Consider the following 13,816-nt stretch of genomic DNA (forward strand, 5'->3'; position numbering starts at 1 on the left):
AGCCGCATGTTCGCTCGATAGCATGTGACGGTGCCCATAGGGTCAAAGCCCTTCGTCGGGCGCGACCTGGAACTGACCGAGCTGACCGACCGGCTCGCGGCCATGCGCGGCGTCGACGTCGTCGCCGTCGTCGGTGGGCCCGGCGTCGGCAAGACCGCGCTGCTGCGCCGGTTCGCGGCGGACCATCCCGGCGCGTTGTGGGCGCAGGCCGTTGCGTGGGAATCCGACGTACCCGGCGGTGTTGCGGCCCAGCTGCTTGAGGGCGACGTCAAACCCGACCCTATCGCCGCGGCGGCACAGCTGGCCGACTCACTAGCGGCAGCCCGCGTCGTCCTGCTCATCGTCGACAATGCCGAGGACGCCGATACTGTTTCACTACAAGCGATTTCGACGGTCATCCGGCATCATCGCGAACTGAAGGTGCTGGTCGTGATCGGTGCCACCACGGTGCCGCCCATGCTGGCCGACGTCGTGTCGGGTGAACTCAGACTGGCGGGGCTCGGCAGTGCCGACATCGCCGCCCTGGCGGCAACCCGCGGCAGGCTCATCCATCCCGCCATGGCCGACGCGCTCACCAGGCACACCCGCGGCAACCCGCGTGACGTGCTGGCGCTGCTCGACGAGTTGCCCGCGGCGCTGTGGGCGCAACCGGATGCGCCGCTGCCTGCACCGTCCTATGTCATCGCCGATGTCGAAAAACAGCTGGCGCGGTGCGGGTCCGATGCTCGCCGGTTGATCGAGGCGCTGGCCATCCTCGGACCCGCCGCGCCACTGGCCGAGGTGGCAGCGCTTGCGGGACTCGGCGATCCGTCTCCGGCCATCGATCAGGCGACCTCGGCCGGTCTGATCACCGGCGGTTCGCGATTCGAGCTGCAGCTGAGCGACGGCCTCACCGGCGCGGCGGTCGTCGACCTGATGGGGGTACACGGCGCCAGCCGCGCGCACGAGCGCGCCGCCGAGGTCGTCGCCGACCCGGCCCGCCGGATCGCCCACCTGGTCGCCGCGGCGCCGCTGCCCGACACCGCACTCGCCGATGACGTGGCGAGCCTGGCGGGTGAGCGGGCCGCCGAAGGTGCGTGGGCCGAGGCCGCGACGTTGTTCCGCGACGCCAGCAGGCTCAGCCCCGATCCGCTGATCCGCGACGAGCGCCTCACCCGCTCGGTGGACGCCCTGATCGCCGCCGGTGACTGTGCGGGCGCCGCCGCACAGGTGCCTGCGATCGAGAGCTTGCGCGAGACACCTTTGCGCAATGCGGTTCTGGCCTATCTGGCGATCGTGCGGGGTCGCGCCGCCGAGGCCGAGGTGAGGCTACGGCGGGCCGAAGACATCGTCAATGCCGACCGTGACCCGGAAATCGCCGCGTTGATCGCGCAGCGCTACGTCCTGCACTCGCTGGTGCGATGCCGCGGAGACGAACTCGTGGAATGGGCCGATCGCGCCCTGGCGCTGGCCGGGCGGGAATCCTCGGCGGGTATCGAGGCGGCGGCGATCCGCGGCCTGGGTCTGGCGGCGGTGGGTCAGTTCCGGCAGGCCACCGCCGCCTACGACGACCTCGCGACATGGGTGCGGCACGGCGCGCAGGCTCAACGGGTGACGATGGGCCGCGGCTGGCTTCAGCTGATCCGCGACGATATCGACGGCGCCCGGTCCAGTCTGGAGACCGCCGTTGCCACCGCGGGTCTGGGCGGTTCGGCCCGGATCACACTGTGGGCGCAGGCCTGGCTGGCCAGAGTGCACTTCTCGGCCGGTGAGTGGGACCGCGCCCTTGCCACCGTGGAGGCCGGCCGCGCGCTCACCGCGTCCAGCGGAATCATGTTGGTGGCACCGTTGCTGGAATGGACTGCGGCACAGGTCTATTCACTGCGCGGCCACTGGCCGGCAGCCGAGGCCGCGGTGCGCACCGCCGAGACCGTCACCCAGGACTACGAGATGATGCGCATTCCCACGCTGCTGGCCAAGGCGCAGGTCGCCGAGGCGGAGGCGGATTACGCGAAGGTGCGCCGCGTCCTTGAGCCGTTACGCGCCATCGCGCCCGGCACATCGCTGCAGGAGCCCGGGCACTGGCCGTGGGCAGACGTTCTGGCCAACGCGATGGTGATCGACGGCCAGCTCGACGCCGCCGATGCGTTCCTACGTCCCTACGAAAGCCGCGCCAGGGCCCGCGGGCACCGCTCCAGCCAGGCCCGGCTGGGATGCGCGAGGGGGCGGCTGCTCGGTGCGTCGGGTGACCTGCCCGCCGCGCGGCGGGCGTTCGAGGAGGCGCTTGGACTGCTGGAGGGTCTACCCCTGCGTGTCGAGCTGGCCAGAGTCAACTTCGCCTTCGGCCAGACCCTGCGGCGGGCGGGTAAGCGCCGCCAGGCCGACGACGTGATCAGCACCGCCCGCGACCTGTATCTGTCCCTTGGCGCCGACACCTACGTCGCCCGCTGCGACCGCGAACTCAAGGCAGGCGGGCTGCACCAGGTGCAGCGCTCCCGGGATAGCGTGGACCTCACACCACAGGAGGAGGCCGTGACATCGCTTGTCGCCCAGGGTCTCTCGAACCGTGAAGTGGCTGCCGAACTGTACGTGTCACCGAAGACGGTGCAGTATCACCTGACCCGGATCTACGCCAAGCTCGGCGTGCGCTCCCGTTCCGAGCTGGCCGCACTGCGGCGCTGATCGGTCACCGGCGCACCGGTCTTGGCGACCACGTCGTCGAACTCCACCCCCGGCGCGAGTTCCACAACCGCGAACCCGTCACCGGTCACGTCGAACACGCCGAGATCCGTGATGACCTGGCTCACCACCGCCTTACCGGTCAGGGGCAGGTCGCAGCGCGTGACCAGCTTGGCCGCACCGGACTTCGCGACGTGGTCCATCAGCACGATCACCCGCCCGGCGCCGTTGACCAGATCCATGGCCCCGCCCATGCCCTTGACCATCGAGCCGGGCACCATCCAGTTCGCCAGATCGCCGTTGGCGGCCACCTGCATCCCACCCAGCACGGCGACGTCGACGTGACCGCCGCGGATCATCGCGAAGCTGGTCGACGAGTCGAAGTACGACGCGCCCGGCACCACCGTCACGGTCTGCTTACCCGCGTTGACCAGATCGGGGTCCACCTCGTCCTCGTACGGGAACGGGCCGACACCGAGGATGCCGTTCTCGGCGTGCAACTGCACATCCGAGCCTTCGGGCAGGTAGTCGGGAATGAGCGTCGGCAGCCCGATGCCCAGGTTCACATAGTCACCGTCGCGAAGCTCCAGCGCTGCACGGGCGGCCATTTCGGTACGGGTCCAGCTCATCGGTCAACCTCCTGCGTGGGGCGTGTACGGGTGGTGCGCTGCTCGATGCCCTTGCGGGCGGCCTGCTCCGGGGTCAGCGCGACGATGCGCTTGACGAAGATGCCGGGCAGATGGATCTCGTCGGGATGCAGCTCGCCGACCTCGACGACGCGCTCCGCCTCGACCACGGTGACCCGTCCCGACATGGCCGCGGGCGGATTGAAATTGCGTGCGGCGGCGTGGAAGACGCAGTTGCCGGCCTTGTCGGCCACCGCGGCGCGCACCAGCGCGTAATCGGTCACGATGGACTCCTCCAACAGCATCTCCTTGCCGTTGAAGACCCGTACCTCTTTCGGGGGCGACGCCAGCGCCACGCTGCCGTCCGCGTTGTACCGCCACGGCAGGCCGCCTTCGGCCACCAGCGTGCCGACCCCGGTCGGGGTGAAGAACGCGCCGATGCCGCTGCCGCCGGCGCGCATCCGTTCGGCCAGCGTGCCCTGCGGGGTCAGCTCGACGGTCACCTCGCCGGCGAGGTACTGCCTGGCGAACTCCTTGTTCTCCCCCACGTAGGACGCGATGACGCGGCTGATCCTGCGGCCTTCGAGCAGCAGGCCCAGCCCGCCGCCGTCGACTCCGCAGTTGTTGGACACGATCGTCAGATCGCCCGCGCCCTGCTCCAGGAGTGCCTCGATGAGGAACCACGGGATGCCCGCCAGGCCGAATCCGCCGACCGCAAGGCTGGAGCCGTCGGGAATGTCGGCGACCGCCTCGGCGGCAGAACCGACCACCTTGTTCAATGTCATTTTTCCTCCGTCAGTGGTGCGGCTAGATGTTCGATGAGTGCGCGCGTGATGATGTCGGGTTGTTCGGCGTTGGCCAGGTGGGCGGCGTGGTGCACGACGCGCAGCCGCGCGCCCGCGATGGCGGCGACGATCTCCTCGAGCCGGGCGGGCGGGGTGGCCGGATCGTCGCGGCCCGCCAGGGCCAGCGTCGGCGCGGTGATCGCCGAGAGTTCCCCGCGCAGATCCATTTTGGCGATCGCCTCACAACATCCGGCGTATCCCTCGGCCGGTGTGCTCGCGATCATCTCGCGGTAATGCGCCGCGGTGCCGGGGTGCGCCAGCAGATAGTCCTCGGTGAACCACCTGGCGACCACGGATTCGGCGACCGCGGCGGCGCCGGAACCACGGACGACCGCGGCGCGCTCGGTCCACGCCTCGGCGGGCGGGAAGTGGGCGGCGGTGCACAGCAGCGCGAGCCGATCGACGCGCTCGGGGTTGCGGGCCGCAACACGCATCACGGTCGCGCCACCGAGAGAGAGCCCGACCAGGTGCGCCCGCTCGATCCCAAGCCGGTCGAGCAGCGCGACTAGGTCGTCGGCCAAGTCGTCGATCGAGTACGGGCCGTCGGGCACCGGGGATTCGCCGTGACCGCGGGTGTCATAGCGCACCACCCGGAACCGCTCGTCGAGTGCTTCCACCTGCGCGTCCCACATGCGGTGGGTCGAGCCCAGCGAGTTGGACAGCACGACAAAGGGTTTCCCCTTTTCTCCGCTGACGACGGCGGGCAGGTCCAGGCCGGTCATCTGACGGCCTCGAACACCGCGGCCAGGCCCTGTCCCCCGCCGATGCACATGGTCTCCAGCACGTAGCGAGCGTCCCTGCGGCGCGCCTCGTAGGCGGCGGTGGCCAGGATCCGCGCGCCGGTGGCGCCGATCGGATGGCCCAGCGAGATGCCGGAGCCGTTGGGGTTGAGGCGTTCGTCGCGGGCGTCGACCTTCCACTCGGCCAGCACGGCGAGGACCTGCGCGGCGAAAGCCTCGTTGAGTTCGATCAGGTCGATCTCGTCGAGGGTCAGCCCGGCGCGTTCCAGTGCGGCGGTGGTGGCCCCGACCGGACCGATGCCCATCACCTCGGGGCCGCAGCCCGTGACACCCCACGAGCGCAGCGCCAACAGCGGTGTCAAACCGCGCTTTTCGGCCTCGGCCAGGGTGGTCACGACGCACATGGCGGCCCCGTCGTTCTGTCCGGAGGCGTTGCCCGCGGTGACGGTGGACTCGGCATCGACCTTGAGGCGAATCGGCCGCAGCCCGGCGAGCTTCTCGAGGGTGATGTCGGCGCGGGGGTGTTCATCGCGGTCGACGACGGTGTCGGGTTTACCGCGCCTGCCGGGGATTGTGACGGGGATGAGTTCGTCGGCGAACCGGCCCGCATCGTGGGCCGCGACCGCGCGCTGATGCGAGCGCACCGACAGTTCGTCCTGTTCCTCGCGGGTCAAGGCGTACTCACGGCGCAGGTTCTCGGCCGTCTCGATCATGCCGCCGGAGATGGGATGCGAAGTGCCGCCAGCGGTTTCGCGGGCACGATCGAGCCGGTCCACCAATGCCACCCCACCCTGGCGCACACCCGTGCGCAGGCCGAGGGCGTAGTGCTCGACGTTGGACATCGACTCGGCACCGCCGGCCACGACGACGCGTGCCGCGCCGGTGGCGACCTGGCCGGCGGCGTAGAGCACCGCCTGAAGTCCCGACCCGCAGCGGCGGTCGATCTGCAGACCCGGCACCCCGGTGCCCAGACCCGCGTCCAGTGCGGCGATCCGGCCGATCGCCGGAGCTTCGCCGTTGGCGTAGCCGTTGCCCAGGATCACGTCGTCGACATCACCTTCGCCGAGCCCGGTCCGGTCGACCAGGGCGCGCAGGGTGAGGGTGGCCAGATCGGCGGCCGTGAGGGGGGCGAGTGCGCCGCCCATTCGGCCGACCGGAGTGCGTACCGGGCTGCAGATCACCACGTCATTGTTGGAAGGCATGCTTCGACAGTACGACCGAGCGTCAATATTCTGAAGTACCTAGATTGCACTGATTGATAGATGTAGCGTCTCAATTGTGGAGCTCCGTCACCTCCGCTATTTCCGTGCCGTCGCCGAAGAACTGCACTTCGGCCGCGCCGCCGAACGGCTGCACATCGCCCAGCCACCGTTGTCCCAGCAGATCCGCCAGCTCGAGCGCGAACTGGGTGTCGAGCTGTTGATCCGCACCACCCGCAGCGTCGAGCTGACGGCCGCGGGTCGGGCGTATCTGCGCCGGACGATCGCGATCCTGGATGCCGTCGACGACGCCGGAGACCAGGCGCGGCGCATCGCCGCTGGCATCGAGGGCAGGCTGACGATCGGATGCGTCGGGTCGGCGACCTACTCGCTGCTGCCCCAACTCGTGCGTCAGCTGCGCGACAGCCTGCCCGGCGTCGAGGTCAGCGTGCGCGGCGAGATGCTCGCACCGGCCCAGATCCAGGCACTGGTGGCGGGCGATATCGACCTCGCGCTGCTGCGCCCCCCGGTGGAGCATCCGGACGTGATGTTCGAAACGATCCGCCGCGACCGATTGTTCGCCGCGTTGCCTGCCGGCCACCGCCTGGCCGACGGTTCCGACTTGGCGATCGGGGAGCTCCGCGACGAGGATTTCGTCGCCCATGCCGGTCACGGCCGCTCGGTGATGAACACCGTGGTGGCGGCGGCGTGTGCGGACGCCGGATTCGTGCCGCGGGTACGCCACGAGGTCTCGGAGACATCGACTCTGGTCACGTTGGTGGCGGCGGGGCTCGGGGTGGCGATCGTGCCAGCTCCTACCGCAGAACTCGACATCGCCGGTGTGCGCTATCGCCCGCTGTCGCCCGCGACGCTGGCCGTCGATCTGGTCGCCGCGCGGGCAGCGTCAACGCCGTCACCCCTGATCGACCAGGTGTTGAGCGTGCTGCATACGGTAGCCCGATCCGAGTGACCCGCGCCCCCCTCCCGCGCCGATCGCGCCCCCTCCCGCGCCGGATCACCTCCATCCCGCGCCGGGGCACCTCCATCCCGCGCCGGGGGTAACGTGGCGGCGGCAAATCGGCGAGAACCCCGCCGTCACGTTACCGTCGCGGACGTGCAGGTCGGCTTCGCCAGCGCTACGCGCCAGCAGGGGCAAGACCCACCGAAACGGCTACCCCACCGCCGCGCACGCCCCGTCGGTGGCGCGGGCCGCAGCGGCCAGGTGATCCAGCCACGCGTCGGTGCCCATGGCATGGCGCCGCGGCTCGTTGGTCAGTTCGACGCTGATCGGGGTTCCTGCGGGCAACCCCGGCGTCCAGCGCCGAACGCAGCAGCCGCCCGATCAGCGCGGTGCCGTTGACCAGGCCCTGCCCCCGCCGGTGAATCGCGAGGTCGGCCAGGTGTCTGGTGACCCGGGTGGTGCAGTGCAGGAAGGTCTTTCACGATCGGGTGGAGTGCAGGAAGGCCTGCAGGTCCGGCCCGGCCATGATGCCCATGCCCAGGAAGGACGTGTCCCACATTTGGCGGCGCAGCAGCCGCGCGACGTCCTTTCCGAGCTTGGTCAGGCGGATCGGTTTGGGCGCCACCTGGTGGTGCCCGTCGGCGGCGCCGGGTGTGGCGCCGTGGATATCGGCGATCTTGGCGCCGGGGACAAACTGCAGAGCGGTGCGCTGCTCGAAGAAGTCCACCATCTCCGGCGATCGCTTTATGTGTGCAATGCACATAGATTCTGTTCGCAGGAAGCAGATGGCTCACAGCACAGCGCGGCGCGCCCTGATCACCGGCGGCGCCGGCGGCATCGGCGAGGCGTGCGCGGTGCGTCTCGCCGCCGAGGACGTCGACGAGCACGTCGATGTATCCGACCCGGAATCCGTTGCCGCCCTTCGTGACCGGGTGGGCGCCGTCGACATCCTGGTCAACAGCGCCGTGATCGTCGGGCCGTCGGTACCGCTGGTGGACCTGGAGGTCGCCGCCTGGCGGCGCACGTTCGCCGTCAACACCGACGGCACCTTCCTGATGTGCCGGGCGTTCGCCCCCGCCATGGTCGAACGCGGTTGGGGACGGATCGTCAATCTCGCCAGCATCGCGGCCAAGGACGGCAACCCGACCCAGGCGCGTACTCGGCGTCGAACGCCGCCGTCATCGCGATGACCAAGTCGCTGGGCAAAGAGCTGGCCACCACCGGTGTGCTGGTCAACGCGGTGGCACCAGCGGTGAGCAGCCCGATGAACGCCGAGACCGATCCTGCGATACGCGCCCGCTCCCAGGCCCTCACGCCGATGGCACGGATGGGCAGGCCCGACGAGATCGCTGAGCTGGTGACCTGGCTGTCGTCGCCTGCCCGTGAGCTGGCAATTCTCCGCTCCGTTTGACAGCTGTGGTGACACCCATCACAGTCTTGACATGTACGTGCTCGCGATCACACTCCTCGCCCCGAAAAGCGGGCCAGCAACCGAATCGGCGTTGCACAACAACGATCCGACCCACGCGAGAGGCGAGCGGTAATGCATTGCTGGAAGTCCGTCGACCTCATGCTGCCCGACACTCTCAGCCCCGCCGATGTCCTAGACCAGGCGCAGGCCCAGATCAGAATCGTCGCCTCGGAGGCGGGTGAATTCGTCAAGCAGATCCGCATCGGCGTGGGTGTCGCGCACACCTCGGGCTACAAGAAGTGGACGGCGTCCTACCTCACCGGACCACCCGGCGTATTCCCCGCCTGACCCCCGGATCGTGTTCAACGTCGTGTTCAATAACGCCACCGGCTTGATGGTGGACAGCAGCGGCCCCGACTGGCTGGACACGCTGGGCGGGAACTGAACCTCGCGGCGGTGCTGTGCGACCACGCGCTGGTGCCGCCCATCGATCGCGCACCTGCCGCTTGAGCTTCAGGCCGACTCCGCATTGCCGACTCCTAAGGCGCGGTGACTCATCTCGATGTCCAGCGGCGTTTCACCCGGATCGATGGTCAGGTTTGCCAGTCGTTCCGGCGAGAGGAGGCGGCGCAGCTCCTCCGCGGCCAAATACCCTCGGGCAAGGGTGATATCGACCACCGCGCGGCCGGTGAGCAGCGCTTCACGCGCGATATCCGACGCGGCGGCGTACCCGATGTGCGGGTTCAGCGCAGTGGCCAGACCGATCGAGTTGTGAACATGTTCGGCCATCGCCTCGACGTTGGCGCTGATGCCCGGGATACACCGGTCGGTAAGGGTGCGAGTCGCCGCGCTGAGACATTCGACGCTATCCAGCACGGAATAGGCAATGACCGGAAAGAAGGCATTGAGCTGCAGTTGACCCGCTTCGGCCGCCATCGTCACGGTTAGATCCCTACCGATCACCGCGTAGCACACCTGGGTGACCACTTCAGGTATCACCGGATTCACTTTGCCTGGCATGATGCTCGAACCTGCTTGTACAGCAGGCAGATTGATCTCGTTGAGGCCGGCGCGGGGGCCCGACGACAGCAGCCTGAGGTCGTTGCAGATCTTGGACAGCTTCACTGCGATTCGTTTGAGCACACTGGACAGCTGGACGAAAGCACCCGGGTCAGAGGTGGCCTCGATGAGATTGACCGCGGTGGTGAAACGCCGGTTGGTGATTGCGCGCAGGTTCGCGCAGACCGCCGAAACGTAGCCCGGGGGTGCGTTGAGCCGGGTACCGATCGCGGTCCCACCCAGGTTGATCTCATGCAGGAGGGCAATCGCCTCAGCGAGGCGCTGACGATCCTCGCCGACGGTTACCGCGTAGCCTTGGAATTCCTGCCCGAGAGTCATCGGGACGGCGTCCTGCAGTTGCGTGCGTCCGACCTTGAGCACCTGGGCGAACTCGGCGGCCTTGTGCTCGAACTCGGCGACGAGTTCAGCCAGTGCGCGGTCGAGGTTCTCGCAACATTCGACGATCGCGATCCGCAATGCGGTCGGGTATACGTCGTTGGTGGACTGGCCCATGTTCACGTGGTCCGCCGGATGAAGATACTGATACTCGGCGAGTTCATGGCCCATGATCTGCAGGGCACGATTGCAGATCACTTCATTGGCATTCATGTTGGTCGACGTGCCTGCCCCGCCCTGGATGACGTCAACGACGAACTGGTCAGCCAATGCACCGGCACGGATCTCCCGACATGCCTCGACGATCGCACCCGACTGTCCAGCTGCCAGCAGACCGAGGTCGGCGTTCGTCATGGCCGCTGCCTGTTTCACCGCCGCCAGTGCGGCAGTGAATTGGGTGAACTTTCCCACTGGCACTCCAGTGATCGGGAAGTTCTCGATGGCCCGTGCGGTGTGTATACCCCAATACACATTCGCGGGAATCTCCTTGTCCCCGAGCAGATCGTGTTCGATACGAGTGTCAGCGCTGATGATCGCTCTCCAGACGTTTGTACGAATAGAATCCCCGCAGCGGCGCGTTTGCCGCGCTTCCGTGCCTTGCGATTCGGGTTCGACAGCCGCTCCCCCCGGAAATCCCCCGCATCACCGAGCGCTGTTGTCTGCGCCGGACGGCATTTGCACGACTGCCGCCCCGGGGGCACCTTCCTGTTCGATGGCTCCGGCTTCAAGCGGCGTCGGACCGCGGCGGGCACTGCGCAGCCGTTTCTCCAGCCTGGTGGCGAAGGCCGACAGGGCGAAGTTGACGCTGATCATCAGTAGGGCGATGACGATGAGCGCGGGGATGTAGTTGCCGTAGGAGGAGCCGACGACGGTGCCTTGGCGAACCATTTCGACGAAGGTGATCTGGTAGCCGATTGCGGTGTCCAGGCGGCCTCGGCCTGGCCGCGAGGCAGGGCGTTGATCCCGGCGCGGACGATCTCGGCGATCACCGCGCCGTTGTAGAGCGTCAACCCGGTGATCACACCGGCCAACGCCAGCTGCCTGGAGGGGAACACGTCATAGAGGGCGTAGAGGAAGTAGGCGAAGATCATCATGACCAGGACCGGCACGGCCCGGAAGAACTCGACGAAGACGCTGCACGCCCACCGGATCGCCGGGTGGGTGGACAGTCGGCCGACGCCGAGGACGAATCCGAGGATCAGTGCCAGCACGATCGACACCGCGGCCGCTGTCAGCGTTCCCTGCACACCGGGCAGGACGTAGGTCGTCCACAGGTTCGCCGTCAGGAACGGCTCCCACTTGGCGGCGTCGAGTTGACCACGGGCCTCCAGCCGCGAGTAGACCACCCACAGGATCAGCGCCGACAGCACCACCGCGACGATCGTGACGATGCGGTTGCGGACGTGCGCCCGGGGCCCGGGCGCATCGAACAGAACCGACGAGCCGCTCATCGAGTTCCTCCCTTGCCGGTGACGACCGTTGGGTGTGGGTTGTCAATGCGGTCGTTCATCACTGCTTGTCTGTTCTTCGCGCAGGCGCTCATCACTGTTTGTCTGTTCTTCGCGCAGGCGCTCATCAGTTCTTCTCTGTTCTTCGCGCAGGCGCTCATCAGTTCTTCTCTGTTCTTCGCGCAGGCGCTCATCACCGGATGACCGCCCAGCGTTTGCCCAGCCAGCCGAACAGCAGGCCCAGGGGCAGGGTGAGGATGATGAATCCGGTGGCGATGATGGCGCCGACGACCAGCACGGCTGCGGTGTTCTCGATCATTTCCTTCATCAATAGAGCCGCCTCCGCCACCCCGATCGCCGAGGCGATCGTGGTGTTCTTGGTCAGGGCGATCAGCACCGAGCCCAGCGGGATGATCACGGCGCGAAACGCTTGGGGCAGCATGACGATCCGCAGGTTCTGTCCGAAGGTCAGGCCCAGCGAGCGCGCCGCCTCGGCCTGGCCCAGCGGGACGGTGTTCACCCCGGATCGGATGGTTTCACACACGAACGAGGCGGTGTAGACCGTCAACCCGAGCACGGCCAACCGGAAGTTGCTGTCCACGATGGAGGTCGGCGAATCCCGGCGGGCCAGGGTGATGCCCAGGGTCTGGGAGATCCCGAACGAGCAGAACAGGATGATCAGCGTCAGCGGGGTGTTGCGCACCACGTTGACGTAGGCGGTGCCAATCCAGTTGAGCATCGGCACCGGCGACAGTCGCATGCCGGCCAGCACCGTACCCAGCACCAAGGCTCCGACCGCGGAATACACGGTCAGCTGAATCGTCGTCCAGAACGCCGCGAAAATCTGCTCGCGGTACTCGGTGAAAATCTCCACGAATCAACAACTCCCGTGACTAGCGGTCGAGCGTGGGCGGGGCGGGTGCGGTGATCCCCGCGGGGCCGAGGTTCTTGTCGAACGCTTCTTTCCAGGCGCCGCTGTCGAACATCTTCTGCAGGGCGTCGTCGACCTTGGTGAGCAGCTCGGTGTCGTCCTTCTTCAGACCGATGCCGTAGCGCTCCTCGGAGAACGGCTGGCCGACGATCTTGAACGTGCCGGGGCTTTGGGCGGCGTAGCCGGCCAGGATCACCTCATCGGTGGTCACGGCGTCGACCGCACCGTTCTTGAGCGCCTCGACACACGCCGAGTAGGTGTCGTACTGCTGCAACTGCACACCCTGGTACTCATCTTTGATCTTCTGGGCCGGGGTGGAGCCCGACACCGAACACAACCGCTTGTTGTTCTCCAGCGACGCCGCACCGGTGATGTCGGTGTTGTCCGCACGCACCAGCAGGCTCTGCCCGGTGACCAGATACGGTCCGGCGAAGGAGACCTTCTCCTTGCGGGCGTCGGTGATCGAGTAGGTCGCCGCGATGTATTCGACCTGGCCGTTCTGGATCAGCGTCTCGCGCTGGGCCGACGGGGCCTCTTTCCACTCGATCTTGTCGGGCGCGTAGCCCAGTTCACCGGCCACATAGGTGGCCACGTCGACGTCGAACCCGCTCATCGTGCCGTCGGGGTTCTTCAGACCGAGGCCGGGCTGGTCGAACTTGGTGCCGATGACGATGGTGTCGCCCCCGCCGCTGCCGCTTTCACCACCTCCGCCGCAGGCGGTGGCCGCGAACGGGAGCGCGACGGCCAGCGCGACGGCGCCGACGACACGTGCTGACAGGGAAGGCATGGTGAGTCCTTTCGGAGGCGATTTCAGTGATGAAGGATCTTGCCGAGGAAGTCCTTGGCGCGATCGGTCTGCGGATTGTCGAAGAACTGGGCCGGCTCGGCGTCCTCGACCACCGCACCGTCGGACATGAAGATCACCCGGTTGGCGGCGCGACGGGCGAACCCCATCTCATGGGTCACCACCAGCATCGTCATCCCCTCCCCGGCCAGCGAGGTCATGACGCCGAGCACCTCGTTGACCATCTCGGGGTCCAGCGCGCTGGTCGGCTCGTCGAACAGCATCACCTTCGGGTTCATCGCCAACGATCGCGCGATGGCCACCCGCTGCTGCTGCCCGCCGGAGAGCTGGGCCGGATACTTGTCGGCCTGGTTGGCCACCCCGACCCGCTCCAGCAGCGACATCGCATTCTCGCGGGCCTTGGCCTTGTCCTGCTTGCGCACCCGCATCGGCGCCAGCGTGACGTTCTCCAGAATTGTCTTGTGCGCGAACAGGTTGAACGACTGGAACACCATGCCCACATCGGAACGCAGCTGCGCCAGTTTGCGGCCCTCGGCGGGCAACACCTCGCCGTCGATGGCGATCGAGCCCGAATCGATGGTCTCCAACCGGTTGATCGTGCGGCACAACGTGGACTTACCCGAACCCGACGGTCCGAGCACCACCACCACCTGACCCCGATCAACCTCCAAATTGATGTCCTTGAGCACATGCAGACTGCCGAAATGCTTGTTCACAGCCTGAATCGAGACCATCGG

Annotated in this window: 13 protein-coding genes and 3 pseudogenes; 5 read left to right on the forward strand and 11 right to left on the reverse strand. The window is 67.6% G+C overall.

All coding sequences use genetic code 11. The features are described 5' to 3' along the window. Positions 1-24 precede the first annotated feature (24 nt). A complete protein-coding gene (locus ADBZ6K_RS16170) occupies positions 25-2,661 on the forward strand; it encodes a LuxR C-terminal-related transcriptional regulator (RefSeq protein ID WP_526348434.1) in 2,637 nt (878 codons plus the stop codon). Here the strand turns inward: ADBZ6K_RS16170 and ADBZ6K_RS16175 are convergent. From ADBZ6K_RS16175 to ADBZ6K_RS16190, 4 genes are read right to left on the reverse strand one after another with little or no spacing between them, the layout of a single operon-like run. Continuing rightward, positions 2,607-3,287, reverse strand: a complete 681-nt coding sequence (locus ADBZ6K_RS16175; protein ID WP_526348436.1) for a CoA transferase subunit B — start codon at positions 3,285-3,287, stop codon at positions 2,607-2,609. The genes ADBZ6K_RS16170 and ADBZ6K_RS16175 overlap by 55 nt on opposite strands. After that, positions 3,284-4,069: a CoA transferase subunit A gene (locus ADBZ6K_RS16180; RefSeq protein ID WP_526348438.1), complete on the reverse strand. Its 786-nt coding sequence runs from the start codon at positions 4,067-4,069 to the stop codon at positions 3,284-3,286. The genes ADBZ6K_RS16175 and ADBZ6K_RS16180 overlap by 4 nt, the downstream gene beginning before the upstream one ends. Beyond that, a complete protein-coding gene (gene pcaD, locus ADBZ6K_RS16185) occupies positions 4,066-4,851 on the reverse strand; it encodes a 3-oxoadipate enol-lactonase (protein ID WP_526348440.1) in 786 nt (261 codons plus the stop codon). The genes ADBZ6K_RS16180 and pcaD overlap by 4 nt, the downstream gene beginning before the upstream one ends. Next, positions 4,848-6,071, reverse strand: a complete 1,224-nt coding sequence (locus ADBZ6K_RS16190) for a thiolase family protein (RefSeq protein WP_526348442.1) — start codon at positions 6,069-6,071, stop codon at positions 4,848-4,850. Before ADBZ6K_RS16190 ends, pcaD begins: the two co-directional genes overlap by 4 nt. A gap of 76 nt (positions 6,072-6,147) precedes the next feature. Here ADBZ6K_RS16190 and ADBZ6K_RS16195 point away from each other — a divergent pair, with 76 nt between their 5' ends. Next, positions 6,148-7,038 (forward strand): LysR family substrate-binding domain-containing protein, encoded by an 891-nt coding sequence (locus tag ADBZ6K_RS16195; RefSeq protein ID WP_526348444.1) that lies wholly within the window; start codon positions 6,148-6,150, stop codon positions 7,036-7,038. Between the two features lie 201 nt (positions 7,039-7,239). On the opposite strand, the gene ADBZ6K_RS16200 is transcribed toward ADBZ6K_RS16195, so the two are convergent. Then, a complete protein-coding gene (locus ADBZ6K_RS16200; protein ID WP_526348468.1) occupies positions 7,240-7,374 on the reverse strand; it encodes a hypothetical protein in 135 nt (44 codons plus the stop codon). Further along, positions 7,373-7,768, reverse strand: a pseudogene (locus ADBZ6K_RS16205) (FAD-binding protein); the annotation flags it as partial. The gene ADBZ6K_RS16200 and the pseudogene ADBZ6K_RS16205, both read right to left, overlap by 2 nt. Positions 7,769-7,814: 46 nt before the next feature. Here ADBZ6K_RS16205 and ADBZ6K_RS16210 point away from each other — a divergent pair. Together ADBZ6K_RS16210 and ADBZ6K_RS16215 are read left to right on the forward strand one after the other, a co-directional pair. Beyond that, positions 7,815-8,440: pseudogene (locus ADBZ6K_RS16210) on the forward strand (SDR family NAD(P)-dependent oxidoreductase). A 132-nt stretch (positions 8,441-8,572) separates the two neighbouring features. After that, on the forward strand, positions 8,573-8,788 hold the full coding sequence (locus ADBZ6K_RS16215) for a hypothetical protein (RefSeq protein ID WP_526348446.1): 216 nt from the start codon (positions 8,573-8,575) through the stop codon (positions 8,786-8,788). Positions 8,789-8,953: 165 nt separating this feature from the next. Here ADBZ6K_RS16215 and ADBZ6K_RS16220 read toward each other — a convergent pair whose 3' ends face one another. Both ADBZ6K_RS16220 and ADBZ6K_RS16225 read right to left on the reverse strand, forming a co-directional pair. After that, positions 8,954-10,426 carry an aspartate ammonia-lyase gene (locus tag ADBZ6K_RS16220; RefSeq protein ID WP_526348462.1) on the reverse strand — a complete coding sequence of 491 codons (1,473 nt, stop codon included), beginning with the start codon at positions 10,424-10,426 and terminating at the stop codon, positions 8,954-8,956. 111 nt (positions 10,427-10,537) lie between these two features. Then, positions 10,538-11,346 (reverse strand): annotated as a pseudogene (locus ADBZ6K_RS16225) (amino acid ABC transporter permease). Positions 11,347-11,391: 45 nt separating this feature from the next. Here ADBZ6K_RS16225 and ADBZ6K_RS16230 point away from each other — a divergent pair. Then, complete coding sequence (locus ADBZ6K_RS16230) at positions 11,392-11,547, forward strand: hypothetical protein (protein ID WP_526348448.1); 156 nt, start codon at positions 11,392-11,394, stop codon at positions 11,545-11,547. Here ADBZ6K_RS16230 and ADBZ6K_RS16235 read toward each other — a convergent pair. The 3 genes from ADBZ6K_RS16235 to ADBZ6K_RS16245 are packed head-to-tail and all read right to left on the reverse strand — an operon-like array spanning position 11,537 to position 13,813. Further along, a complete protein-coding gene (locus ADBZ6K_RS16235) occupies positions 11,537-12,217 on the reverse strand; it encodes an amino acid ABC transporter permease (RefSeq protein WP_526348450.1) in 681 nt (226 codons plus the stop codon). The genes ADBZ6K_RS16230 and ADBZ6K_RS16235 overlap by 11 nt on opposite strands. Positions 12,218-12,236: 19 nt before the next feature. Further along, the gene (locus ADBZ6K_RS16240) at positions 12,237-13,061 is read right to left on the reverse strand and encodes a glutamate ABC transporter substrate-binding protein (RefSeq protein WP_526348452.1); all 825 of its coding nucleotides are present in this window, start codon (positions 13,059-13,061) and stop codon (positions 12,237-12,239) included. 23 nt (positions 13,062-13,084) lie between these two features. Next, the gene (locus ADBZ6K_RS16245; protein WP_526348464.1) at positions 13,085-13,813 is read right to left on the reverse strand and encodes an amino acid ABC transporter ATP-binding protein; all 729 of its coding nucleotides are present in this window, start codon (positions 13,811-13,813) and stop codon (positions 13,085-13,087) included. Positions 13,814-13,816: the final 3 nt, after the last annotated feature.

This window comes from Mycobacterium sp., assembly GCF_044223235.1.
Taxonomy (GTDB): domain Bacteria; phylum Actinomycetota; class Actinomycetes; order Mycobacteriales; family Mycobacteriaceae; genus Mycobacterium.